This window comes from Nioella sediminis, assembly GCF_001879695.1.
Taxonomy (GTDB): Bacteria; Pseudomonadota; Alphaproteobacteria; order Rhodobacterales; family Rhodobacteraceae; genus Nioella; species Nioella sediminis.
The window spans coordinates 122,191-146,671 of record NZ_MNBL01000041.1; the positions used below are offsets into that span (position 1 = coordinate 122,191).

The following is a 24,481-nucleotide window of genomic DNA, read 5'->3' on the forward strand; positions in this document are numbered from 1 at the left end:
TCAGAAGATGGGCCTGGGCGCGCGAAGATCAATCATCAAGGTCGGGCGACAGCCGGATCAGGCCAAGGCACAGCCCTGCCATGATCACCAGACCAACGGCCCCGGCCAGTGGCAGGGCATCCATACCATCCTCCGCCATGTAAAGGCCAAGCAGAATCAACGCCGCCATATCCAGCGTCAGGGCGGTCGCCGCAGAAGTCAGCGCCGTGACAAGCGCCGCGAAGGCCAGAACCGGGACCACCAGCGCGAGGGACGGCCCGTCCACGGCATTCAGGGCAACCCGCAACTCCCCCCGGAACGCCGATAGCAGCAGCACAAAGGTCAGCACCGCAACAAGGCTGTGGGTCGTGCGCAGGATGGTCATGGAAGATACCCCTCAAATGTCACATTATCTGCGATCCGCCGCGCCTCGGCCTCCGCCTCTGGCGAGCGGATGGTCCAGCACAGAACCGGAATGCCACGCGCTTTCAGCGCTGTCACCGCCGGGTCGGACAAGTCCTTGTGATAATGGCTTATGAAAGAACAGCCTGTCGCGTCAAATCCGTCCAGGGCGCGAAACCGGTCCAGAATCGCAGGCCCCAGGGGGGCCCATTCCGGGTCGCCATAGCTGCCGCTGGTCAAGCCACGCGGGACATCGGGGGCGGCTTTCGCCAAGACCGCGACGGAGGCGGGGTTGAAGCTCATGACCGCAACCGGGCCAACATAGCCTGCCAGATCGGCAGCCACGGCCCGCTCCAGCGCACCATCCACCGGCCCCATGATCCGCGATTGCTCCTTGATCTCCAGCAGGATCGGCACGCGGCCTGAAACCAATGCCAGCACCTCGGACAGGCGCGGGATGCAGTCCCTACTGCCAGTCAGAGCAATCCGCCCCAGCTCCTCCGCGCTGCGCCGCTTCACCTGTCCGGTCTCGCCAGTGACGCGGTCCAGTTCATAGTCGTGAAAGACCATGGCCACGCCGTCCGACGAAATCTGCAGGTCAAGCTCCAGCCCATAGCCCGCATCGAGCGCCGCCCGCACCGCGGATAGCCCGTTTTCAGGGCGCCCCTTGGTCACGTCATGCAGCCCCCGATGCGCGATCGGCGCAGCCAGGAAGGCAGGGTGCAAGCTCATGCGATCTGGAAGATCCCCTCGATCTCCACCGCCACGCCAAGCGGCAGGGACGCGGCGGAAACGGCGGATCGACTATGACGACCGGCATCCCCCAAGGCCTCCACGAGGAAGTCAGAGGCCCCGTTCACCACCTTGGGCTGGTCGGTGTAATCGGCGGTGGAATTGACGAAGCCGGTCAGCTTGATCACGCGCACCAACCGGTCCAGATCGCCGCCACAGGCCGCCTTGACCTGCGCAAGAAGGCTGATCGCGCAACGCCGCGCGGCGGCAGCCCCTTCTTCGGTTGCCATGTCATCACCGACTTTGCCAGTGATCAAACCGTTCTCGTCGGTGGAAATCTGCCCCGAAACATAGACGATGTCGCCCACCACCACGAAGGGCACGTAATTGGCCGCCGGGGCCGGGGCATCGGGCAGGGTGATCCCCATCTCGGCCAGTCTGGCCTCAAAATTGCTCATCTCGCACCTCTTCGCGCTGAGTTTCCGTCGCGCCGCACCCTAGGGGTCTCCCGCAGCCCCGGCAAGCATCCGAACACGCCGCAAAGGGCCTGAATGCGACCTTCTCTTTCATCTTGGACCAAATACCTCCGCCGGAGGCGTCCAGCCTCAACCACGCCGAACAGCCCCCCGCACCGGTGGACCGCCCGGTCCACGCCTCCGCGGCAGCACGCGCCGAGGAGGTCCCCGCGCAAGCGGGGGGTGACGAGGCGCGTTCGCGGGTCGACGCGCGATGCGCGGCGAAACCCCTTACCCCTCGCGGAAGGCCCGATTGAAGTAATCCGAGAGCGGTCGCAGGAGGTAGGCCATTGGCGTGCGGTCCTCGGTGCGAATGAAGGCCTCGACCGGCATCCCCGGCAGCAGCGTCTCGTCCTCAAGCCGCGTGGCCTCACCCTCGTTCAGAACGATCTCGGCCGCGTAGTAGCTGACGCCCGTATTCTCATCCACGAAGGCATCCGCAGACACCTGCCGCACCTGACCGAACAGTTCGGGCGTGGTGCGCGCATTGAAGGCGGGGAACCGCAGGACAACCTCCTGCCCGACAAAGACCTCGTCGACATTCGTCGGCGCGATCCGGGTCGAAATGATCAGTGGCCGGTCCTGCGGCACGAGGAAGAGCACCGGCTGTGCCGCCTGCACCACTGACCGGGCACCGAACACGGCCAGCCCGTAGACCACCCCGTCAACCGGAGCGCGGATCTCCGTCTGTGCCAGTTGCCGGCTCAGGGCGCGTGCCCGCTCGGCCAGTTCCGCCTGTTCCACCCGCACTTCGCGCAGTTGCGCGATGGCTTCCTCCCGGCGTTCGGTTTCGAGTTGCAGGATCTGCAGGTCGATCTCTGTGATCCGGCCCGCCGCTTCCGCCGCGCTGGCCTCCAGCTCCCCGATCGTGCCAAGCAGGCGCGCGCTTTCCCGGCGCAGGGCCAACCCGCGAGAGGCCTCGGCCAGCCCCCGGTCGATCAGGTCCTGCACGCTGACCAGTTCCAGCTCGACCAGCTCGCGCTGATCGGTCAGGGCGGCCCTCTGGGCCGCGATGCCGTCCAGCTGCGCACCGATCTGCTCGGCGCGCCGGTTCAGCTGGTCGGTGGACTGGGTCAGGGTTTCAACGCGCGCGGCAAAGAGGTTGCGCTGGCCTTCCAGAAGCTCCGCCAGATCCGCGTTCTCGGCAGCGGCCTCCAGCAGGTCGGGCGGAAAGGTGATCTCGGTCGCGAGATCGCGCTCCGCTTCCAGCCGGGCCTGCCTGGCACGCCATTCGTTCAGTTGCGCATTGGCCACGGACAGGCCCGATTGCAGATCGGACGGATCGAGACGCAACAACACATCGCCTTCCGCCACGCGTTGCCCCTCGATCACGTCGAGTGTCAGAACCACGCCGCCGTCGGGATGCTGCACCGCCTGCCGGTTTCGATCGACCTCGATCTGGCCCGAGGCAACGACAGCCCCCGCGATGTTCGACAGGGCCGCCCAGGCCCCGAAGCCACCGACCAGGGCGACAAGCGCCAGCATACCCAAGGCGATCGGCCCCCTGACGGACCAAGCCTTGCTTGCCGTATCGTCGGACATCAGCTGATCCCCCCCTGCACAACCGGCATTTTCGCGGCCCCAAGCACCTGATCGGCGTTGCGCAGCACCTTCTGAAGGATCTCGTCGCGCGGACCGAAGGCCCGTGCGCCGCCATTGTCCAGAACCAGCAACATGTCGCATTCGCGGATGGCGGCCGGGCGGTGCGCCATGATCAGAACGCCGTTTCCTGCCGCCTTCATCGCCTTGATCGCCCGGTTCAGCGCCTCTGCCCCGTCATTGTCGAGGTTGGAATTGGGTTCATCCAGCACCATCAGCACCGGGTCGCCATAGAGCGCCCGCGCCAGCCCGATCCGCTGGATCTGTCCGCCCGACAACCGGTTGGCACCGCTGATCATCCGCGTGTCGTAGCCTTCGCTCTGGCGTCGGATCAGCGCATCGGCATCCGCGCGCCTGGCCGCCTCCACCACCTTGGCGGGGTCCGGCTCCGCCTCCAGCCTTGCGATGTTTTCCGCCAGCGTGCCGTCAAACAGTGTCACCGTTTGCGGCAGGTAGCCGATCAGCTGGCCGAGCGTGTCAGGGTCGTACTGGTCTAGCGTCGCGCCATCCAGGCGGATCTGTCCGCCCGCCGGTTTCCAGACACCGGTCAGGGCCTTTGCGAGCGTTGATTTTCCTGCCCCCGAAGGCCCGATGATCCCGACGGCCTGTCCCGGCTCCACCTTGAAGGTCACGCCGCGCAGCGTCGCCTGCGCATGCCCCGGTGGCACGACCGAAAGCTGGTTGACCTCAAGCAGGGCCTTGGGCCGTGGCAGTGGCAGGCGCACGGGGTCCGGCCGTTCCTCGGTCAGCAATTCCTGTAGGCGCTGACGCCCCTCGCGGGCTCGGGCGATGACCTGCCATTGGCCAATGACCAGTTCAATCGGGGCCAAGGCCCGGCCCATCAGGATCGAGCCCGCAATCATCGCCCCTGCGGTCAGTTCCTCCTGCAGCACCAGATAGGCCCCAAGCCCCAGCATGGCCGATTGCAGGAACAGGCGCAGGGTCTTGGTCAGGGTGGCAAACCCCCCCACCTTGTCAGAGGCAGACATCCCTTGCCCAAGCGCCTGTTCACGCACAATCTTCCAGCGCGCCAAAGCCCGCCCCTGCATGCCGAGGCTGCGCACAAGCTCTGACTCGGTCTGCAACTGCCCGGCCATCCGGTCCGCCATCAGCGATGCCCCTCCGGCCTGGCTGAGAGGCCCCGATGACCGCGCCTTGTTGAGAAGCGTGATCAGCACAAGCGTCGCCCCACCCGCCAGGGCCAACCAGCCAAGCCACGGGTGAAACACGAAAATCGCCAGCACGAAAAGCGGAGTCCACGGCATGTCGAACACCGCCAGGAACACGGGCGAGGACAAGAACCGCTGGATCGCCTCCAGATCAGTCAGGCCGGTATGCTGCTGTCCTGTGCGCCCGGCCCGCGCCAGCGTGGCCCTGAACACACGTTCATCCAGCCGATCCTGCAACCGCGCGCCAACGCGCGCCGCGACCCGGCCACGGGCGTAGTCGAGAATACCCATGATCAGGAACAGGAACGTCACCAGAATGGACAGCGCCAGCAGGGTTTCCTCTGACCGGCTGCCAAGGACGCGGTCATAGACCTGCAGCATGTAAAGCGGGCCGGTCAGCATCAGCACATTGGTGAACATGCTGAACAGGAAGACCGCCCCTATCAGCCGCCCATTGCCGCCACTGGCGAGCCGCAGCTCATCCGCAGAGGCGTTTCGGCTGGAATGTGCCTGTCTCGTCATCTTGGTGTCTGCCTCGCTGGTGAATCCGCTTTTCCGGTTCCACTAATTGTTGACTGCCTTGCCACATAATCCATCAAAAACGGGAAATCTGCCATTGCCCTCTGGCCCCCACCTTTGTTTTGAGGTGAGAGACCTTATTATCATGTATAGCCTATGAAAGCCTTGACGAGAATCCCATTGACTGCTGCCGCATCCACATCCCGACTTCGCGCCGCCCTGTGCGCAGTTCCACTGCTTGCCATGATGGCCTGCGGGCCAGCGGTGCTGCCCGGCGCGTCCGAAATCAACGACCCGACCGAGGCATCGAATCGGGCGATGCACGACCTGAACGTTGCGGTCGACCGGGCCGTGCTGCGCCCCGTGGCGCTTGGCTATGGCACCGCCGTCCCGGAACCGGTGCGCAACGGGCTTGGCAATTTCTCGTCCAATCTCAATCAGCCGCTCTATGTCGTGAACGACATCCTGCAACTGCGTCTGGACGATGCCCTTCGCAACACGTTCCGCTTCCTGATGAACAGCACGATCGGCCTGGGCGGCCTGCTGGACCCGGCGTCTGAAGGCGGGCTTTACGCGGATGAAACCGATTTCGGTGAAACCCTGCATGTCTGGGGCGTGTCGGAAGGGGCTTACGTGGTGCTGCCGCTGCTTGGCCCCTCGACCAGCCGCGATACCGCCGGGCTGATCGTCGACAGCGTCATGAACCCCACCCGGCTGGCCTTCGCCCGGCCCGAAAGCGACTACATCACCGGGGCCAATGTGGCGGACGCGCTGAACACCCGGTACGAACTGGGGGATGAGATCGACCGGCTCTATTACGAAAGTGCCGATGGCTATGCGCAGGCGCGGCTGATCTACCTGCAAAACCGCCGCTACGAATTGCGAGGCAATCAGCCGACGGATTACGCGGACCCGTATGCCGATCCCTATGATGATTCCTATTTTGACCCCTATGAGGATCCATATGCCCAGTAAGTTCAGCCTCACCCGGCGGGCCTTCCTTGGACTGACCGGCGCCAGCGCCGCCGCCCTTGCCCTGCCCGAACGTGCCTTGGCGCTGACCGTCGGGGCCGCTCAGACGCTGGTCGAGCGTTTGGTAAGCGACCTCTACGACGCCATCAATTCCGGCGGCAGCGAAGCGCGCATGTTCAGCGATTTCGCGGGCTTGCTGGACCGCTATGCGGATATGCCGATCATCGCGCAATCGGTTCTGGGCGTCGATTGGCGGCGCGCATCGAATGCGCAGCGCAGCGCATTCGTGGATGCCTTCAGCGGGTATATCTCGCGCAAATATGGCAGCCGCTTCCGAGAGTTGATCGGCGGACAGATCGAAGTGACAGGCGCACGTGCGATCCGCAATTTCTTCGAGGTGACATCGGTCGCGCGCCTGCGCGGCGAAGCGCCCTTCGACGTGATCTGGCTGGTCTCGGATGGCTCCGGCCAGGCGCGGGTGTTCAACCTGATCATTCAGGGCATCAACCTGCGCACCACCGAAGCGGAAGAGGTCGGCGCGATGCTGGACCGAAACCGTGGCGACCTTGACGCGATGATCGCCGATCTGCGCAACGCAAGCTGATCGAAAACCGGGGCTGCCATTTGGGCGGCAACCCCGTTCAGGTCGGTCAGTTCCGGTTCGCGCCTAGCAACCCCAGAACCTCCATCAGGATCTGTTCCGCAATATCCGGTCTGCGACCCGGTGCCTCCTCGATCGGTTCGGGACGCGCCTCTTCCGCCGGGTCGATCATCGGCAAGGGGCGGGGCGGGATGCCGTCATGAATGGCTTCCATCGTCTGCCGCCAGATCTCGGCTGGCAAGCCGCCGCCCGTCACCCCCGACATGGGTGAGTTGTCGTCATAGCCCATCCAGACCCCGGCCACGTAATCCGCCGTGAAGCCGATGAACCACGCGTCGCGTGCCGATGTGGTGGTGCCGGTCTTGCCTGCGACGGGCCGGTCGGGCAGTTGCGCCCGCTGGCCGGTGCCGTTGGCGACAACCTGCGCCATCATGTAAGTCAGCTGCCGCGCCGCGAATTCCGAGATCACCCGTTCGCGGATACCGCCGCCCTGCCCCATCATCGGTTCCGTGTCCCCCACCAACCGCAGATCGACAAGGCCATAGGGCGTCACGGCAGAGCCGCCGTTCAGAATGCCCGCATAGGCGCCAGTCATCTCTATGAGTGTGCTTTCGGACGCGCCAAGCGCCAAGGCCGGGCCAAGCGCCAGATCGCTTTCGATGCCGAACTCGGCGGCCACGGTGCGCACCAGATCGCGGCCCACCTCTTCTGACAATCGCACGGCGGGCGTGTTCAGCGAGGCCCGGAGCGCCTCGGTCAGCGTCACCGTGCCGTAGAACTCTCCGGTATAGTTGCGGGGGGAATAGGGCCCCGACCCCGGCACGTTGATCGTCAGTGGCGCATCCTCGACCAGATCGTCGAAACGCCAACCCAGATCGAGCGCGGTAGCATAGACAAAGGGCTTGAAGGCGGACCCCGTCTGCCGCATCGCCATCGTGGCACGGTTGAACAGGCCGGTGCCCTCCTGCCGGCCGCCCACCATGGCACGCACGGCCCCATCCGCCGACATGACGATGATCGCGGCCTCGGCCTCGGACCCTTCGCGCACCTGGTTTTCGAACACATCCACCAAGGCGGCCTCTGCAGCCTCCTGCATGCGCGGGTCAAACGTGGTGCGGATGATCACGTCTTCTGTCGTTTCCCGCAGCAGGAAATCCGGGCCTTGCGTCATCACCCAATCGGCGAAATAGCCACCGGCGCGCGCCTCTGCCGCCTCTGACAGGGTCGCGGGGTTGGCGCGGGCTTCGGCAGCCTCGGCGGCGGTCAGGTATCCCTGCTCTTCCATCAGCCCCAGCACCACGGCCGCCCGGTCCTGCGAGCGTTGCAGGCTGGATGTCGGCGCATAGCGCGAGGGGGCGGTCAACAGACCGGCAATAATGGCGCTTTCCTGCGGATTGAGCTCAGCCGCGGAATGCCCGAAATAGCGCTGAGAGGCCGCTTCGACCCCGAAGGCGCCAGCGCCCATATAGGCGCGGTTCAAATAGATCGTCAGGATTTCCTGCTTGGTGTAGCGCAGCTCCATCGCCAGAGAGAACGGCAGTTCCTGGATCTTGCGCCACAGGCTGCCGCGTCGGCAATCGGCCTCGTATTCCGCTTCGGTTTCCCATTCATCGGGATCGAAGGCCACCCCAAGGCATAGCAGCTTGGCCACCTGCTGCGTGATGGTGGACCCGCCATGGCCCTCCAGCGGGCCGCGCCCTTCGCGCAGGTTGATACGGATGGCCGAAGCGATACCGCGCGGGGAAATCCCCCAGTGGCGGAAAAAGCGCCGGTCTTCTGTCGCCACGATGGCGTTGACCACATGTTCCGACACCGTTTCCGTGTCGATCAGCCCGCCATATTGCTCGCCCCGCCACGCAAAGACATTGCCGTCCCGGTCAAGCATCGTCACCGATCCGCGCGCGCGTCCGTCCACAAGTTCGGTCATTGGCGGCAGGGTGGAGTAGATATAAGCGGTCGCGCCCGCAAGGATCAGCACAAGAGCCAGCGTCGCGCGCCAGACGATCCCGAAAACGATGCGCCAGATGAACCGGAAGAAGGCCCCGATGGCGCCCCGTATCCCGCCCCGTCGCCGGTGCGGCGTGCGGCGGCGCGATCTGCCTGATTTTCGACCAGATCCGCCGGAGCCAGACGACCGTGAAGATTTCGCAGGTGCAGCATTCCTGCGCTCCGCGACAAGCCTGCGGCCCGAACGGGCGTTCCGCCCGCCTCTGTTTCCTGATGCGCTCATGCCTGATCCTGCTCTTTTGATCGCAACATAGGGGATTTCGAGTCGTTTGTGGAGGGTTCTCGCCGCACTGCCGAAATTCCATTGCGCCCAATTATTAACCGTTTGCCCGATTTCATGCAAAAATTTTGCGACCCCCCTCGAATGCGGCCCTCCAACTCCCCTCCCTTCGTTGCTCTTCCCGCCTGTGGGGTCTGCATTGGCAACGTCCGGGTCGCAGAACCCAAAACGACGGAAGGGTAAAACCGTGAAACTCATCATTGCAGCAATCAAGCCGTTCAAGCTGGAGGAGGTCCGCGAAGCTCTGACCTCTATCGGCGTGCGGGGCATGATGGTGACCGAGATCAAGGGCTTCGGCTCTCAGTCCGGGCACACCGAAATCTATCGCGGCGCGGAATATGCCGTGAACTTCGTTCCCAAAGTCAAGCTGGAGATCGTGGTGGCCGATGCCATGGCCGATCAGGTTGTCGAAACCATCCAGACCACAGCCAAGACCGACAAGATCGGTGACGGCAAGATCTTCGTCCTCGACGTCTCTGCTGCCGTGCGCGTCCGCACCGGCGAGACCAATGACGACGCCCTCTAAGCAACTGTCAGAACCAGGGATAAATACCATGCAAGTCAGAAAGTTTCTTCCGGCAGTTGCCCTAGCGGCAGTCCTGCTGCCCACCATGGGCCTCGCCCAAGAGGCCGAAGCCGTGCCGACCTTTGACGAGATCGGCCCCTATATCATGACCACCCTGCTGTTCTGCATGGCGGGGTTCCTTGTCTTCTTCATGGCGGCTGGCTTTGCCATGCTGGAAGGCGGTCTGGTGCGGTCCAAGAACGTCACCATGCAGATGACCAAGAACATCGCGCTGTTTTCCATCGCCGCCATCATGTACTGGCTGATGGGCTTCAACCTGATGTACCCTGGGGCCTTTGACGAGGCCACTGGCGCATACCCCGATGGCTGGATCATCGCGGGATATGTCGGCGGCTTCTTCAACACGACGGTGCTTGATCCCGTCGGCGTCGCCGCAGCCGATGCAGCGCTCGACTACGCGTCGGTCGGGTCGGACTTCTTCTTCCAGCTGGTCTTCGTTGCCGCCACCGCCTCGATCGTTTCGGGTGCCCTGGCGGAGCGGATCAAGCTGTGGCCGTTCCTGGCCTTCGTCGTGGTCCTGACCGGTGTCATGTACCCGATCTCCGGCTCCTGGCAGTGGGGCACCGGGTGGCTGGCACAGGCTGGGTTCTCCGACTTCGCCGGGTCGACCATCGTGCACTCCGTGGGTGGCTGGGCCGCTCTGGCCGGTGCCCTGATCCTCGGGCCGCGCCTTGGCAAATACGGCAAGGATGGCCGCGTGAACCCGATCCCCGGGTCCAACCTGGCCCTTGCCACGCTCGGCACGTTCATCCTGTGGCTCGGCTGGTTCGGCTTCAATGGCGGTTCGCAGCTGGCCATGGGCACCGTCGGCGACATCTCTGACGTCAGCCGCATCTTCGCCAACACCAATATGGCCGCTGCAGCGGGTGCCGTTGCCGCAATGATCCTGACGCAGGTGATGTTCGGCAAGGTCGACCTGACCATGGTGCTGAACGGCGCCCTGGCTGGCCTCGTGTCGATCACCGCAGAGCCTCTCGCCCCCACCCTGTTCGGCGCACTCTGGATCGGTGCCGTGGGCGGTGTCATCGTGGTCTTCGCGGTACCCTTCCTCGACAAGCTCAAGATCGACGACGTGGTCGGCGCCATCCCGGTGCACCTCTTCGCCGGGATCTGGGGCACGATCGCCGTGGTCTTCTACAATGAGGGTGCAAGCCTTGCGACGCAGCTGACGGGCATTGCCGCCTATGGTGTGTTCACCTTCGTCGGCAGCGCGGTCATCTGGTACGTTCTGAAAATGACCGTTGGCATCCGTGTCAGTGAAGAGGACGAGATGATGGGCCTCGACATGTCGGAACTGGGGATGGAAGCCTACCCGGAATTCTCCAAGGGCTGAACCGGTAACATGGCTGATCCGGGCTCTCCCTATTTCCCGGATTGGCAGAGCGGAAAGCGGCGTCCCATCCGGGCGCCGCTTTTCCTGTAAGGTCCTATCAGCACACAAATAACCGCGCCGCGCCTGGGCGTGGCAGGGTTGTTTGGAAAACCGGAAAGCGCTTAGATTTCGCCTTCGATCCAGCTTTGCAGGGCGGCTTTCGGGGCTGCGCCGATCTTGTTCGACACAACTTCACCACCCTTGAAGAGAAACAGGGCGGGAATCCCTCTCACACCCAGTTGCATGGGGGAATTCGGGTTCTCGTCTACGTTGATCTTGACGATTTTCACCTTGCCGGCCATCTCTTCCGAGATCTCTTCCAGCGCGGGACCGATCTGGCGGCAAGGGCCGCACCATTCGGCCCAGAAATCCACCACGACGGGGATATCGGATTGTTTGACTTCAGCGTCAAATGTTGCGTCGGTGACGGCGGTGGTGGCCATATCTAGCCCTCCTGGAGAGAATTTTCACGAGTCAGGGGCGAAACGTATGGGCGGCGATGGACAAGGTCAAGCGACTGAAACACCCAAGCGCAATCATGTGATCGGCGCGGCACATTTCGCCCGGGATTGAGGGGGGCGCCCCCCCGTACACCCCCTGTACACCCCCCGTACACCGGGCGTGCATATGAATCGCGGTTTCGCCGCGCATCGCGCGTCGACCGGGGAGCGGCCCTCCTCAACCCCCCGCTTACGCGGGAGGCCTCGTCGGTCCGCGTTGCCACGGGATATCGGAGAGGACTGTGAGCCGGACCGAGCGGATCTCTGGTCGAGAGTGCGGGATGCCTCCGGCGGAGGTATTTTTTGCCAAGATGAAAGGGGCGTTGTGCGGGAGCGATAAGTGCGCTTGGCCTGTGTCACTTCAGATCGTCGCGGGCGCGGATCAGCGCCGGGGTGGTGAGCTCGGCGGGGAGCGGCATGAGTAGCGCGGGACGGGTCCAGAGGATGGCGGTGTCGATGCGTTTGTCGGGGTAGATGGCGGCGAGCATTTCGGCATAGGCGCCCATCTGGCGGAGGATGCCGTCAGGTGTGTCCTCGGGCCGGTCGGGCGCGGTGGCGTTGGATTTGAAATCGACGGCAAGCACGTGATCCGGGGCGAGGATCAGCCGGTCGATCTGGCCCAGGAGGGTGCGGTTCAGGGTCGGGCTGGGAGCGGTCAGGGTGACCTCGGCCAGCGCGTCGGGGGTGAAGAGCGCCGCGAGCGCCGGGGTGGTGAGACAGGTTGTGGCCTCCTCAAAGAGTTCTGCGAGGTCGGCATCGGGGAGCTCCCCCTCCACCGCCAGAATGCCGGGCGCGGCGGCGTACCAGCCCGATTGGGGAAGGTCCGGCAGATGCTCCAGCAGCAGGTGCAGGCGGCGGCCGCGCAGTTTGGCGGCGTCTTCGTCCAGCCCCGCGCCATCGCCGGGCAGCACCTTGGCCCCGCCAAGGTCAGACGGCGACAGGGGTTTCGTGTCGCGCGGGCGGGTCGCCGGGCGGGTGGCGATCCAGTCGGGCAGCGCGGAGGGCGCGCGCGCGGGCTGCGTGCTGTGGTCCATCGCCGTCCAGTCGCCGGTTTCCAGTCGCCAGCCCTGCCCGGTGGGCGTTGCGAAGGGCGCGGCGTTGCAGGCCTGCGCGGCGGTAAGGATATGGGGATACCAACCTTCGTTTTCGCCCTTGGCGATGTCGCCTGCCGCCGCCACGATCAGCCAGCTTTCGGCGCGGGTCATGGCGACGTAGAGCAGACGGTTACGCTCCTCTACCTCGCGCGCGGCGGCCTCATCGAAGAGGTCGCGCATCACCTCGGGGCTGTCATCCTTGCGACCGGCCCAACAGACCGGGCCGCTTTCGGGCGCGAAAAGCTTGGGCGCGCTGTGGTTGCTTTGCCGATAGGCGGTGTCGGGCAGGATGACGACGGGGGCCTCCAGCCCCTTTGCCCCATGGACCGACATCACGCGGATCTGGTCGCCGGCGCTGCCGGGGTCGCGCTTGATCTGCACATCATCGGCCTGAAGCCAGCCGGTGAAGCCGGTGAGGCTGGGCACCTCCATCCGTTCATAGGCCAGCGCCTGCGCCAGCATCGCGTCGATGCCGTCCTCGGCTTCGTTCCCCATCCGGGCCAGCAGGTTGCGGCGACCGTGATGGCGGATCAGGATGCGTTCGAGCAGGTCATAGGGGCGGAGGAAATCGGCGTGATTGCGCAGATCCTCCAGCATCACAACGGTGTCGGGGTCCATGTCGCGGCGCTGTTGCAGGGCGCGCCAGAGGAAGGTTTTGCCGCGCCCATGAGCCAGATCATGCAGGGCCGGTTCCGACCAGCCGCAAAGGGGCGAGCGCAGGACGGCGGCGAGCGACAGGTCATCCTCTGGCGTGGCGAGAAAGGACAGAAGCGCCGTCAGATCCTTGACCGCGAGTTCAGCGGCCAGCCGCATCCGGTCGGCACCGGCAATGGGCAGGCCCTGTTCCTTGATCGCGGCGATGAGTTCGTGAAACAGGTCAGACCGGCGCTGCACGAGGATCAGGATATCGCCCGCCGTGACGGGGCGGCGCTGGCCCTCGACGGTGACGGGCGTGCCGGTCTGTATCATGCGCTTGATCTCGCCCGCTATGGCGCGGGCTAGCACCACCGAATGATGGTGATCGGCGCGTTGATCGACGGGATCGTCCCAATCGGGTTTTTCTTCGCTATCCGCCTTTTCGACGACGGGCCAGATATCGACGCGCCCCGGCAGGTCCTGCTTGAAGGCGATATGGGTGACGTCCTGCCCGACGCCCGCACTGGCCGCCCCTTTGAAGACCTCGTCCACGAGGCGCAGGATCGGCGGGGCGGAGCGGAAGGAATGGGCCAGCACGCGGGACTGGAACAGCGCCTCGGCATCGTGCAGGCGCGCGGCGAAATGCTCTCGCATCCGGTCGAACCCGTCGGGGTCGGCGCCCTGGAAGGAATAGATCGACTGTTTCTTGTCACCAACGACGAAGATCGTCCGGTCCACATCAGCCCGCGCCCCGGACCCGGCGGCGAATTCCTCGGCCAGTTGCGCGACGATATCCCATTGGGCGGGCGAGGTATCCTGCGCTTCGTCCACGAGGATGTGGTCGATACCGCCATCGAGGCGGAAGAGCACCCATTGCGCGACACCGCTATTGGCCAGAAGGCGGCGGGTGGCGAGGATCAGGTCGTCGAAATCGAGCCAGCCGAGCGCGGATTTGGCCTTGTCATAGGCGGGAAGGAAGCCTTGGGCGAAGCGGTGCAGCGCGCGGGTTTTTTCCGCGGCGACAAGGGCGCGGCGGATCGGGCGGGCCTCTGCCAGGCGCAGCATCAGCGCCTCCAGCGGTTCATGGATCGCGGACATTTGCGCCCAGATGGGTTTCGTCGGGAAACTGCCGATCTTGGGGCTGTCGGGGGTCTTGGTTTTGGAGCCGGTGAGGAAGACCTCTTCCAGCGTTGCGATATCGTTCAGCCCCGGATCGTCCCAGTTGATCGCTGACAGCCGCCGGTGATTGGTGCCCTGATTGCGGTTGTCAGGGTCGAGATTCTGGCGGACGATCTGGCAGATGTCGCGTTCATCGCCGTGGAAGACATGGGCGATCAGGTCGGTGGCGGAATAGCCTGCGGGCAGGTCGAACCAGGCCATGATATCGGCGTCGGGCCAGTCCTGTTCGAATGCCAGCCGCTTGCCCAGAAGCGCACGGATGAGCGGCATGGGGTCGTCGCCAGAGACATGGGCGGCCAGCGCATCGACAGCACCCTGCCCCGCGCCCTCTGCCAGACCGTCCAGCACATCGGCACAAAGCATCGCCTGTGCGCGTTCGTCCATTTCGGTGAAGTTGGGGGCGACCCCGGCCTCTAGCGGGAAGCGGCGCAGGACGGCGGAGCAGAAGGAGTGGATGGTCTGGATTTTCAACCCGCCGGGTGTCTCGATCGCGCGGGCAAAGAGCGTGCGGGCATGGGACAGGAGCGCGGGGGTCAGGGTGCCTGCGTTCATGCCAAGCTTCAACAGGTCGTCGCGCAAGTCGGCATCGGGCTTCATTGCCCACTCGCCAAGCCGCTTGAACAGGCGGTTCTGCATCTCGGACGCGGCGGCCTTGGTATAGGTCAGGCAGAGAATGCGTTCGGGCGGCACATCTTGTAGAAGAAGTCGCGCAACGCGGTCGGTCAGCACCCGTGTCTTGCCGCTGCCCGCATTGGCCGACAGCCAGGTGGAGGCCGACGGATTGGCGGCGGTGATCTGGGCGGTGGTGGCCTCGTCGAACTGGATGCTCATTGCCCCACCTTCACGGTTTCGGCAGCCATGGTTTCATCCCATTCGCCGAAGCGGGCGAGGTGATCATAGTCGCCTTCGAACAACACTTTCTCCATCGCGCGACGGGAGGTGAAGCCGTTGCTTTCATTCAGATAATGGTCGAGCAGCTTGCCAAAGCCTTCGGTAATCTCGGCAACCTCTGCTTGCGTCACGGGGTGATCCCGCACATCGCCCCCGGACCCAAGCGCCACATAGGCGATGAGGGCGGTGTCCATCGGCTCTCCGAATGCGCCTTTCGCGGCCATCGCGGCCTCTAGCCAGAGCTGTTTGTTGAACGCTTTTTCCTGATCCTTCGACGGCGCACTACCGGTCTTGTAATCATATATAAGAATGCGCCCGTCCGGGGCCTTGTCGATCCGGTCGGCGGTGCCGGTCAGGGTGAAACCGGGCGCGCCAAGCTCCGCCTTGCCTTCAGCCTCCAGCCGCCACGGGGCGCCCAGGGCGCGGCGCTCCCGCTCGGTTGCAATGAACCAAGGGGCGATCTTCTCGATCCGGGCACGCCAGAGGCGGCGGGCGGCGGGCCAGGGGGCGGCGTCCTCCAGCACCTCGTCGGCAATCCTCAACAGCAGCGCCTCGGGCTGGTCGGGCAGACCGTCCCATGTGGCCTCGATGAAATCGTGCAGCACGTCATGCAGAATGGTGCCGCGCAGGGGCGCGTCCGGCGATTGGCGCAGCGGTTCGAGCGGCCGTAGGTCCAGCACCTTGCGGGCATAGACCCAGTAGGGATCGCGGATCAGCTTTTCGACCTGCGTGACCGACAGGCTGTTGGGGCGTTGTTCGGCGGGGGGCGCGGGCGCGGGGCGCTTGGCAGGGGCAACGCGGGCGGCGGGGTCGTCCAGCCGTTCAGCCAGTGCAAGCCAGTCGCGGCCGCGCGCGGTCATCGCCTCTAGCGCCGCCGCGCTTTCCGCGCTTGCGCCCTTCATCAGGTTCACGATCCGGTTGAGCCAGCGCGAGGGCACGGTTTCGGTTTCCGCATCGCGTTTGGCACGGCAGAGCCAGACCTCCGCCCCCGTCACCGATTGCTGAAAGTCATGCGCCGAGAGGCCGATCACCCGGTCGGGCAGCCGCAGCCCCGCCTTGGCGCGCATCCAGCGATTGAGCCACGGATCGGCGCCGGGCGCAGACGGCCAGGAACCTTCGTTGAGCCCTGCCAGAATGACCAGATCGGCGCCCTGAACCCGCGCCTCCAGCGTGCCCCAGATCATGATGTCGGGATGCGGGGCCAGCGGGTCGCGCGCCTCTTCCTCGCGCAGCACGGCCCCCACGAAATCACGATATTCGGCGGCGGTCATGGTGCCGCCCGCGTCGGCCTCCCGCTCCAGCGCCTGCATCTGGGCAAGGGCCTTTTCGCCCTCATCCTTCTGCCAAAGCGCCCCTGTGCCCTCCGCCCCCGGCCCTGTGGCCAGAAGCTGAGTGGCCGCCAGATGCCGCGCGACGTGATCGGCCAGCGGTTGCGGCCCCGGCGCGTGCAGGCTCAGCGCCGCATCGGCGACCCAGGCGGCCCACTCCATCGCGCCCGGATCGGTCTCGCGCTTTGCCGCCCAGTCCACCAGATCGGCACGGGTCGGGAAGGGCAGCTTGCCGCGCAGGTTTTGCAGTTCCAGATCGCGGGTGCGGCGCAGGTGATCACCCCGGTCGTCGCTGTCCGAATGGGTCAGGGGGTGCTTCAGCAGAACCAGCAGATCCTCTGCCGTCATCCGCTCGGCCAGACCGCCCGCGACGTGTAGCAGCAGCCGCCCCGGCGCGGTCTGCGACAGGGGTTCACCGGCGGAATCATCCGGCTCGATCCGCCAGCGGTCCAGCGCCGCGGTAACCTGCCGGGTCAGCACCCGGTCGGGGCTGATCAGCGCGGCGCGCTTGCCCTCGTCGATGGCACGGCGCAGGCGCAGGGCGATGACGGCGGCCTCCAGCTGCGGGCTGGCGGCCTCGATGAGGGTGAGCTGTTCGGCGGCTTGCGTGACCTCGGTCAGCCTCGGCCCCTCTTCCAGCCATTGATCGGTGACCGGCGCGGGACGCATGGCCAGTGAAATCAGCCGGTTGCGGGCGGGATTCGCGGGCGCATCGCTGCCCCAGACCTGCACATCACAGGGGTGCATCCCCACCCGCGCGGCGAAGCTGGCGAAGCGGAACTGAGGGTGATCCTCGCCACCGCTGAGGCTGTCGCCCATCTGATCGGTCAACCGGTCCCAGACCGCGCGGGGCTGGTCGAAATCGAAGCCCGGCAGGATCACCGCGCCTTGCGGCAGCCCTGCGATCAGTTCCATGAACCGCGCCGTTGGCCCGCGAGACCCGGTGGAGCCCGCGACGATGATCGGGTGATCGGGCGGGGCCACGGACCACAGCGACACCAACCGGGCGACCACGGCGGCCTGCCGCGCCTCGACCGACATGTGATCCTCGCTGCCCGCGAAATAGGGCGCGACGATGCCGAGAAACTTTTGCGAGCGCTGCCAATGGGCGGAATGGTTGCCGACGTCGAGCCTCGCGACCGTATCCGGCGTGACCATCTCCTCCTGCATCTCGCCCATGAGATCGGCGAGGCTGTCGGACAGGCCATAGAGCGAGGATCGCGGCGCAAGGTCCGGTTCGCGGTCCAGCAGCGCCGAGACGGTCTGTGACAATTGCAGCCGCAACCGCAAGGGAGAGATCGCGGGCGGCAGGCCGGTCATGTCGGGGCGGCGGGCGAGGTCCGTCACCAGCTTGATCCGCGGCAGGAAGCCCGCGCCCTTTTCCGCATAGATCGCGCGCAGGCGGCGTTGCGTGCGGGCGGTGTTGACGTAGATCTCCACTCGCGCCAGGGCATGGGGCGGCTGGCCCTCCAGACGCTCGGCCACGCCTTTGACCAGCGCGGCGGTGAAATCGACGCCCAAGGGCGTGGCGAAGACGCGGGGGGTGGGGGGGGCTTCAAACATGGGTCACCATTTCCTCGGCCAGTCCGATCCCGTCCGGGTGGCCCACATCGGCCCAATGCCCCTTATAGGGCGTGCCGAACATCCGGCCCTGCGCCATCGCCGCGCGCCAGACGTCATGCAGCGAAAATGGCCCCTCGGGATAGCCGTCCAGAAGCCCCGCTTTCAGAATCTGCGCGCCGGTATAGACCTCTCCCGCCTTGTCCCAGCCAAGCCTGCCCTGCGTATCACGGGCGAAATCGCCGCCCCCCTGCCGCCCCACGGCGCGCGATTGCGGGACCATCAGGGCCAGTACGTCCATCCGCTCCGGGTCCCATGCGGCGGCCAGCGTTGCCAGAGCATTGGGGCCGGACCAGACCGCATCGGCGTTGAGGGTGAAGATCGTGTCAGCCGCCAGCAGCGGCAGGGCGTGGCGGATGCCCCCGGCACTGTCGAGAATGACCGGCTGTTCCTCGGAAAACGCCACATCCGCCATGCCGTGCAGATGGGCGCGCATCTGATCGGCGTGGTGGTGGCCATTGACCACGATCCGCCCCACACCCGCACCGCGCGCCTGCGCCAGGGCGTGGTCGATCAGGGGCCGCCCCGCGACCGGGATCAGTGGCTTGGGGCGGGTCTGCGTCAGGGCGCCCATGCGGGTGCCGAACCCGGCGGCGAGGATCATGCAGGCGGTCGGCATCATGACCTCAGCCCCGGCAAAAGCGGCCCCATCGCCCCGGCAAGATCGCTAAACGCCGGGTGCGCCAGCGCGTCGGCGACATGGGCAAAAACGCGCGGCAGGTGGCTCAGGTACTCGGGTTTGCCCCGGTCCCGCGCCAGACGGCGGAAGACGCCATGAATGCGCAGGTTTCTCTGGAAGCTGAGCAGCGCGCATTGCTCGGCAAAACCATCTTCGTCGATAGCCAGCGCGTCCGTGTACCGGACAGTCATGGCAGAGGCGATATCGTCAGGGATATCGCGGCGCGCGTCCTTGATGAAGGACACGAGATCATAGCCCGGCGGGGCCAGCACCGCGTCCTGGAAATCGAGCAGGCCAACGCGGGTCAGCCCCAGCCTGTCTGGCAGCCACAGCAGGTTTTCCGCATGAACGTCTCGCAGGGCAGGCACCAGCGGCGCGGTGAAGACGCGGGCGAACTGCGCCTGCATTTCCGAAAGCGCCGCGTCCGCATCGGTGCCATCCGGCAGCGCGATCCGGGTCATCTCGGCCATCACATGCGGGGTCAGGGCGGGCAGGCTCCACCCCTCCGGGTGGCGGGCCAGATGGATCAGCACATCCGCAGCGGCAAGGCCCGCTTCCATCAGATCCGGCCCCAGGGTGGCAAAGCTTCGGTCGCCAAAATCTTCCAGCAACATCAGGCCCCTGTCCTTGTCGGACCCGATGATCAGCGGCGTGGACAGCGCCATGGCCCGCAGCTTGGCAGCAATGCTGAGGAACGCGTCAAAGGCGGCACGGTCCTCGGGGGGGGCCAGCATCAGCACCGCGCGCGCATCGCCCAGGGTCAGGCGTTCATAGCGCCGGGCCGATGCATCACCCGCCAGCGGCACGCGTGTCGCGTTGCCCCAGCCATTGGTGTCGAGAAACTCCTGCACAAGGGCACTCATGCGGGCACCACCAGGCTGAGCCGGTCGGCCCAAAGATCGGGGCGGGCGGAGGAGATCGTCAGCGCCCGCGCATCGTCTTGCCCCGGCACCATCCGCAGCGATAGCCAAAGGGCGCGGGCAGGCATTTCATCGCCCAACCGGTCGGGCCATTCCACAAGGCAGATGGCCGTGTCAAAGGCGTCGGTCAGGCCCAGTTCATCGACCTCTTGCGGATCGCTCAGGCGATACAGGTCGGCATGCCAGATCTCGTGGCCACCAGCCTCGTAAGTCTGGACCAGCGTGAAGCTGGGCGACGGCACGTCCTCCACCCGGCCCTCGGCCGCTTGCAGGTGCTGGATCAGCGACCGGGCAAAATGGGTCTTCCCGGCCCCGAGATCACCATCGAGACAAAGGATATCCCCCGGCGCAAGCCGGTCCGCCAGATGCAGAGCCAGCCGCGACGTGGCCTCTGGCGAGGGCAGCGTGGTTTCGGCAAGAACGGGGCGGACGGGGTTCGGCATGGGCGCGAGTTTATCAAGGCCCCGCCGGGCCGCAACCGCGCCCGCGCGCTCAGCCCGACGAAATCAGCACCGTCTCTGTTTCGGCCTCCGGGTCCGGGCCGGGCAAAGGCAACGGCGCGGCGCCTGTCTGGAAGGCCACAAGGCTCGCCCCGCCTTTCAACGGGGCCAACCGGCAGACAAGGCATCCGCCATCCTTCAGCACCACCCGTTCGGTCCAGGCGCTGCGGTCGGCATAACCGCCGACGAAGTCGCGAATCTCGCCCCATAGGGGCGTGGGCGCGCAGGCCGCCTGCCAATGGCCCGTTGCCTCCGATACTGTTGCGGGTTCACCCTGCCATAGCGCCCGATAGGCACGGTTTCCCATGACAAAGCGGCCATCGCGGGAAAACACCGCCATCGCCTCGGCACTGTCGTCGATGACCGATTGGTAGAGGTCCAGATCGCCGCGGAACTTGCGGGTCAGGGTCATTTCCTGGCTGATATCCTCGAAAAGGAAGGCCACCGCCCCATCCGCGTGGGGCCGCCCGATGACCCGGAAGGTCTGGCCGTTGGGCAGGTTCCACATCTCCTGGTAGGTGCCATCGCGCGCGGCCTGTTCCAATTCTCCCAGCCCGGCGCGCCAGGCCTGGTAGTTCTTCGGCTCCGGCATCCTCTGCTTTTCGCGCAGCTTGTCGAGGAAGGCGAACAGATCGGGCCGGGCCGACAGCCAGTCCACGGGCAGCGTCGACAGCGATACGAGCGCCGGGTTGAACAGCACCAGCTGCCGCTGCTTGTCGAAAATCGCCAGCCCGATGGGCAGATGGGCAAAGGTGCGCGACAGGGTCTGCACGAAGTCGCGCAGCGCGATTTCAGCGGCCACGACCCGGTCGATGGGTTGCGCCGAAAAGAGCTTACCATTGCGATAGCCGCGGCATGTCAGGTCGAACCAGAGCAGATCGTCCGCGTCCAGCGACATCCGCCGGGTCTGGCCTTCGGTCAGAGGATCGTCCGGGTCGAACAGGTTGCGAATCGGCCAGACCAGCCCCCCATCGCTGCCTTCGACCCGTTGCAGCATGTCGAAATACGCTTTGTTGGCCCAGATGTTCTGGCCCGCCGAATCCTGTTGCCATAGCAGCATCTGTCCGGCGTCCAGACCGTGGCGCAACAGGTCCAGTTCCGATTCCAGCGCGTCCAGCCCGGCCTGGTCGATCATCTTGCGGTCCTGCCCCGGCTCCAGCGAGGCGACGGTGATCAGGCATCGCCCCTCGGAAACGCGGCCACTGATCGACAGCTCATCCCCGCCGATCCGGCCAATCAGCACGAACCCGTCACCCCGGTCGCGCAGCGCCTCCATCTTCGCGGCCACATCGGGGTTCAGCGCCGACAGGCTTTCGCGCAGCTCCGTCCAGGCGCCCACCCGGTCGCTCGGGTCGGTCAGCATCGCGTCGGTGTCGTCGAGATCCGACAGCAGATAGCCATCACGGAAGGCATAGCTTCGGGGCAGATCCAGCCCGCGCAGCATGACGTGGCGAAACCCGCCCCCGCCGCGAGTCAGCGACATGCCCAGGACGGCGGAAAATCCACCCGCGGCCAGGCTTATCCCCACCAGAAACAGAATCGTCGTCGGATCGGTCAATGTCATTTCGTCCCCAACACCGCATGGCTTGTGGATAACAACAGATGAATGGTTAAGACGGGGTTAAGCCTGAATCGGACGGTTCTCGCCCAGCGGCGCGTGGGCCACGCCCTCGGCCAGTTGGATCGCTGCGGCGGGCCAGGTCACCTCGACCATCGCGCCGCGCCTCTCTCCGCTTTCCTCGGCCAGCAGGAACGGATCGGTGGCGTTGCGGAAAGCGACACGGGCACCGGACCGCTCCAGTAGCGTCTTGGCGATGAACAGCCCCAGACCCATGCCCTCATATCCCGGCCGCTGTTGCTCATCGCGCGGCGATTTGCGCCGCCTCAGAAACGGGTCACCCAGCCGCCCGATCAGATCCGGGGGAAAGCCTGCCCCGTCATCGGTCAGCCGCAGATAGATGTTGTGCCCGTCCCAAAGCCCATCGACCCAGACATCGTCATTGGCGAAATCCACCGCGTTCTGCACAAGATTGCGGATGCCATGGATAATCTCGGGGCGACGATAGATCGCCGGTTGAGCCTCATCGGCTCCGGGCATCGGGGCGAACTCGAAATGCACCTCGACACCGCGATCCACATGCGGTTCCGCCGCTTCGCGCACCACGGCCCCGAACGGGGCGGAATGCATATGCAGGTCATCCTTCCCGGCGCGTCCCATATCGCGCATGATATCGCGGCAACGGTCGGCCTGTTCTCGGATCAGGCGGGCATCCGCGGCCAGATCGGGGTTGTCCTCCAGCTCTTCCGCCAATTCGGTAGACACCAGCTTGATCGTGGCCAGAGGCGTGCCCAGCTCATGCGCGGCAGCGGCCACCACGCCCCCCAGATCGGTCAGCTTCTGTTCGCGCGCCAGCGCCTCCTGCGTGGCCAGCAGCGCCTGGCTCATGGAATGGATCTCCAACGTCACGCGGCGGGCATAGCCCGACAGGAAGACGATGCCGATGACGATGGCCGCCCAAAACCCGGCCAAAAACAAGGCGGGCAGTTCGATCACTTCGCCCGCGCGCGTCGTCAGTGGCACATGATAGAACGCCACAAGCGTGATCAGCACGATGGCCGCCAGCCCCAGGATCACCGTCGACCGCATGGTCAGGGCCGTGGCCGAGATCGTCACCGGCGCAAGGATCAGCAGCGCGAAGGGATTGTTCAGGCCTCCAGTCAGAAACAGCAGAAAAGACAACTGCGTCAAATCGAACAGCAGCGTCAGCATTGCATCCCAATCCGCCAGCCGCTGGTTCGGCGGAAACACCGTCATCGCGATCATGTTGGACAGGACCGACGTTCCGATGGCCAGGAAACACAGGCCAAGTTCCACCCTGAGGCCCAGAAACAGGCTGGCCACCACAACCGTCGCGGTCTGGCCCAGCACCGCCAACCAGCGCAGCACCAGCAACGTCCGCAGACGTACCCAGCCGCTGCGCAAGTCGCGCGTCAACAAGGTGCGGGTCGGGTCGGTCGTCTGGGCCATGCGGGGCATCCTGTTCCGGCGGGGGCGTTCTGTCACAGTTGCGCAGACGTGAATTGATAGACAGGTCGTTTTCAACGATCAACGCTGCACAGCATTCGAGGACCTTGCCATGAACCGCATCTATGCCGCCAGCGCCCTTGCCCTGACCGCCGCCCTTCTGGGTGGCATCGGCCTGTCGATCCTCTGGGGCCGCGCCAATCAGGACGAAGATATCTTCGCCCAATGCCGCGCCACGCGGGTGGCGGGCGGCCCCGGCGATATCGGCGGCCCGTTCGAACTGGTGTCGGAAACCGGCGACACCGTGACCGATGCAGATGTCATCACCGGCCCGACGCTGATCTATTTCGGCTATACCTTCTGCCCCGATGTCTGCCCGCTGGACAACGCGCGCAACGCCATCGCGGTGGAGATCCTGGAGGAAGAGGGCCGCATGGTCACGCCGGTCTTCATCTCGATCGACCCGGACCGCGACACGCCCGAGATCCTCGCCGATTTCACCGACAACATGCACCCGCGCATGATCGGGCTGACCGGCTCGCTGGCCCAGACCACGGCGGCATCAGAGGCCTACCGCACCTATTTCAACCATCAGGAGGCGGGCGAAGACGGGTTCTACCTCGTCGATCACTCGACCTTCACCTATCTGGTCTTCCCCGAGCATGGATTCGTGGAGTTCTTCCGCCGCGACGACACGCCCGAGGAAATGGCCACGCGCGTCTCCTGTTTCATGGACGCCGCGTCCTGACCCCGATCTGTTTGACCATTGCGCAGATTTCCTCATATATGAAAGAAACTTGCGAAGAGGATTGCTTGAATGGCCACGGAACGCTCGTTGCGCGATATCGGACCGGATAAATCCCTGCTGCTCGTCGATGATGACGAACCGTTCCTGAGGCGCCTGCAACGGGCCATGGAAAAGCGCGGATTCGAGGTCGAGGCCGCCGATTCCGTAGCGGGTGGCAAGGCCATCGCAACCGCCCGCCCCCCCGCCTATGCCGTGGTCGATCTGCGGCTGGAGGATGGCAACGGGCTCGACGTCGTGGAACTGCTGCGCGAAAAGCGCCCCGATGCCCGCATCGTCGTGCTGACCGGCTACGGCGCGATTGCCACCGCCGTTGCTGCCGTCAAGATCGGGGCCACCGACTATCTGTCGAAACCCGCCGACGCCAATGACATCACCGCAGCCCTCTTGGCCGAGGAAGATGACATGCCGCCGCCGCCGGAAAACCCGATGAGCGCCGATCGCGTCCGGTGGGAACATATCCAGCGCGTCTATGAGCTGTGTGACCGCAACGTCAGCGAAACCGCGCGTCGCCTGAACATGCACCGCCGCACGCTGCAACGCATCCTCGCCAAGCGCAGCCCGCGTTAAG

General features: G+C 65.4%; 20 protein-coding genes. 6 read left to right on the top strand and 14 right to left on the bottom strand.

From position 1 onward, the window contains the following. Positions 1-28 precede the first annotated feature (28 nt). The 5 genes from BKY26_RS05730 to BKY26_RS05750 all read right to left on the bottom strand — a co-directional run bounded on the left by BKY26_RS05730 (position 29) and on the right by BKY26_RS05750 (position 4,918). Positions 29-364: a hypothetical protein gene (locus BKY26_RS05730; protein WP_071689434.1), complete on the bottom strand. Its 336-nt coding sequence runs from the start codon at positions 362-364 to the stop codon at positions 29-31. Then, positions 361-1,113, bottom strand: coding sequence for a glycerophosphodiester phosphodiesterase family protein (locus BKY26_RS05735; RefSeq protein ID WP_071689435.1), 753 nt, complete (start codon positions 1,111-1,113; stop codon positions 361-363). Before BKY26_RS05735 ends, BKY26_RS05730 begins: the two co-directional genes overlap by 4 nt. Continuing rightward, the gene (locus tag BKY26_RS05740) at positions 1,110-1,571 is read right to left on the bottom strand and encodes a RidA family protein (protein WP_071689436.1); all 462 of its coding nucleotides are present in this window, start codon (positions 1,569-1,571) and stop codon (positions 1,110-1,112) included. The genes BKY26_RS05735 and BKY26_RS05740 overlap by 4 nt, the downstream gene beginning before the upstream one ends. A 288-nt stretch (positions 1,572-1,859) precedes the next feature. Further along, positions 1,860-3,170, bottom strand: coding sequence for an HlyD family type I secretion periplasmic adaptor subunit (locus tag BKY26_RS05745; RefSeq protein ID WP_071689437.1), 1,311 nt, complete (start codon positions 3,168-3,170; stop codon positions 1,860-1,862). Then, positions 3,170-4,918: a type I secretion system permease/ATPase gene (locus tag BKY26_RS05750; RefSeq protein ID WP_071689438.1), complete on the bottom strand. Its 1,749-nt coding sequence runs from the start codon at positions 4,916-4,918 to the stop codon at positions 3,170-3,172. Before BKY26_RS05750 ends, BKY26_RS05745 begins: the two co-directional genes overlap by 1 nt. A 240-nt stretch (positions 4,919-5,158) precedes the next feature. Between BKY26_RS05750 and BKY26_RS05755 the strand changes: the two genes are divergently transcribed. After that, complete coding sequence (locus tag BKY26_RS05755) at positions 5,159-5,890, top strand: MlaA family lipoprotein (RefSeq protein WP_245764426.1); 732 nt, start codon at positions 5,159-5,161, stop codon at positions 5,888-5,890. Next, positions 5,880-6,491: an MlaC/ttg2D family ABC transporter substrate-binding protein gene (locus BKY26_RS05760; protein ID WP_071689440.1), complete on the top strand. Its 612-nt coding sequence runs from the start codon at positions 5,880-5,882 to the stop codon at positions 6,489-6,491. Before BKY26_RS05755 ends, BKY26_RS05760 begins: the two co-directional genes overlap by 11 nt. A gap of 46 nt (positions 6,492-6,537) precedes the next feature. Here the strand turns inward: BKY26_RS05760 and BKY26_RS05765 are convergent, their stop codons facing one another. Next, complete coding sequence (locus BKY26_RS05765; RefSeq protein WP_071689441.1) at positions 6,538-8,718, bottom strand: transglycosylase domain-containing protein; 2,181 nt, start codon at positions 8,716-8,718, stop codon at positions 6,538-6,540. Positions 8,719-8,962: 244 nt separating this feature from the next. Here BKY26_RS05765 and BKY26_RS05770 point away from each other — a divergent pair, with 244 nt between their 5' ends. Both BKY26_RS05770 and BKY26_RS05775 read left to right on the top strand, forming a co-directional pair. Beyond that, the gene (locus BKY26_RS05770; protein WP_071689442.1) at positions 8,963-9,301 is read left to right on the top strand and encodes a P-II family nitrogen regulator; all 339 of its coding nucleotides are present in this window, start codon (positions 8,963-8,965) and stop codon (positions 9,299-9,301) included. A gap of 28 nt (positions 9,302-9,329) precedes the next feature. Next, positions 9,330-10,694: an ammonium transporter gene (locus BKY26_RS05775; protein ID WP_131541776.1), complete on the top strand. Its 1,365-nt coding sequence runs from the start codon at positions 9,330-9,332 to the stop codon at positions 10,692-10,694. A 161-nt stretch (positions 10,695-10,855) separates the two neighbouring features. Here BKY26_RS05775 and trxA read toward each other — a convergent pair whose 3' ends face one another. From trxA to regB, 8 genes are all read right to left on the bottom strand, one after another. Further along, positions 10,856-11,176 carry a thioredoxin gene (trxA, locus tag BKY26_RS05780; protein WP_071689443.1) on the bottom strand — a complete coding sequence of 107 codons (321 nt, stop codon included), beginning with the start codon at positions 11,174-11,176 and terminating at the stop codon, positions 10,856-10,858. A gap of 413 nt (positions 11,177-11,589) precedes the next feature. Beyond that, positions 11,590-14,973 (bottom strand): double-strand break repair helicase AddA, encoded by a 3,384-nt coding sequence (gene addA / locus BKY26_RS05785; protein WP_071689444.1) that lies wholly within the window; start codon positions 14,971-14,973, stop codon positions 11,590-11,592. After that, positions 14,970-17,924: a double-strand break repair protein AddB gene (gene addB, locus BKY26_RS05790; protein ID WP_071689445.1), complete on the bottom strand. Its 2,955-nt coding sequence runs from the start codon at positions 17,922-17,924 to the stop codon at positions 14,970-14,972. Before addB ends, addA begins: the two co-directional genes overlap by 4 nt. Beyond that, the gene (locus BKY26_RS05795) at positions 17,917-18,603 is read right to left on the bottom strand and encodes a nucleotidyltransferase family protein (RefSeq protein ID WP_321184864.1); all 687 of its coding nucleotides are present in this window, start codon (positions 18,601-18,603) and stop codon (positions 17,917-17,919) included. The genes addB and BKY26_RS05795 overlap by 8 nt, the downstream gene beginning before the upstream one ends. Next, positions 18,600-19,523, bottom strand: a complete 924-nt coding sequence (locus BKY26_RS05800) for an aminoglycoside phosphotransferase family protein (RefSeq protein WP_071689446.1) — start codon at positions 19,521-19,523, stop codon at positions 18,600-18,602. The genes BKY26_RS05795 and BKY26_RS05800 overlap by 4 nt, the downstream gene beginning before the upstream one ends. Further along, positions 19,520-20,023: a tRNA (adenosine(37)-N6)-threonylcarbamoyltransferase complex ATPase subunit type 1 TsaE gene (gene tsaE / locus BKY26_RS05805; RefSeq protein ID WP_071689447.1), complete on the bottom strand. Its 504-nt coding sequence runs from the start codon at positions 20,021-20,023 to the stop codon at positions 19,520-19,522. Before tsaE ends, BKY26_RS05800 begins: the two co-directional genes overlap by 4 nt. Before the next feature lie 49 nt (positions 20,024-20,072). Beyond that, positions 20,073-21,644, bottom strand: a complete 1,572-nt coding sequence (locus BKY26_RS05810; RefSeq protein ID WP_083431334.1) for a PAS-domain containing protein — start codon at positions 21,642-21,644, stop codon at positions 20,073-20,075. Positions 21,645-21,701: 57 nt separating this feature from the next. Continuing rightward, a complete protein-coding gene (regB, locus tag BKY26_RS05815) occupies positions 21,702-23,117 on the bottom strand; it encodes a sensor histidine kinase RegB (RefSeq protein WP_083431335.1) in 1,416 nt (471 codons plus the stop codon). 100 nt (positions 23,118-23,217) lie between these two features. Between regB and BKY26_RS05820 the strand changes: the two genes are divergently transcribed. After that, complete coding sequence (locus BKY26_RS05820) at positions 23,218-23,853, top strand: SCO family protein (protein ID WP_071689450.1); 636 nt, start codon at positions 23,218-23,220, stop codon at positions 23,851-23,853. Positions 23,854-23,922: 69 nt separating this feature from the next. Then, complete coding sequence (locus tag BKY26_RS05825) at positions 23,923-24,480, top strand: ActR/PrrA/RegA family redox response regulator transcription factor (protein WP_071689451.1); 558 nt, start codon at positions 23,923-23,925, stop codon at positions 24,478-24,480. Position 24,481: the final 1 nt, after the last annotated feature.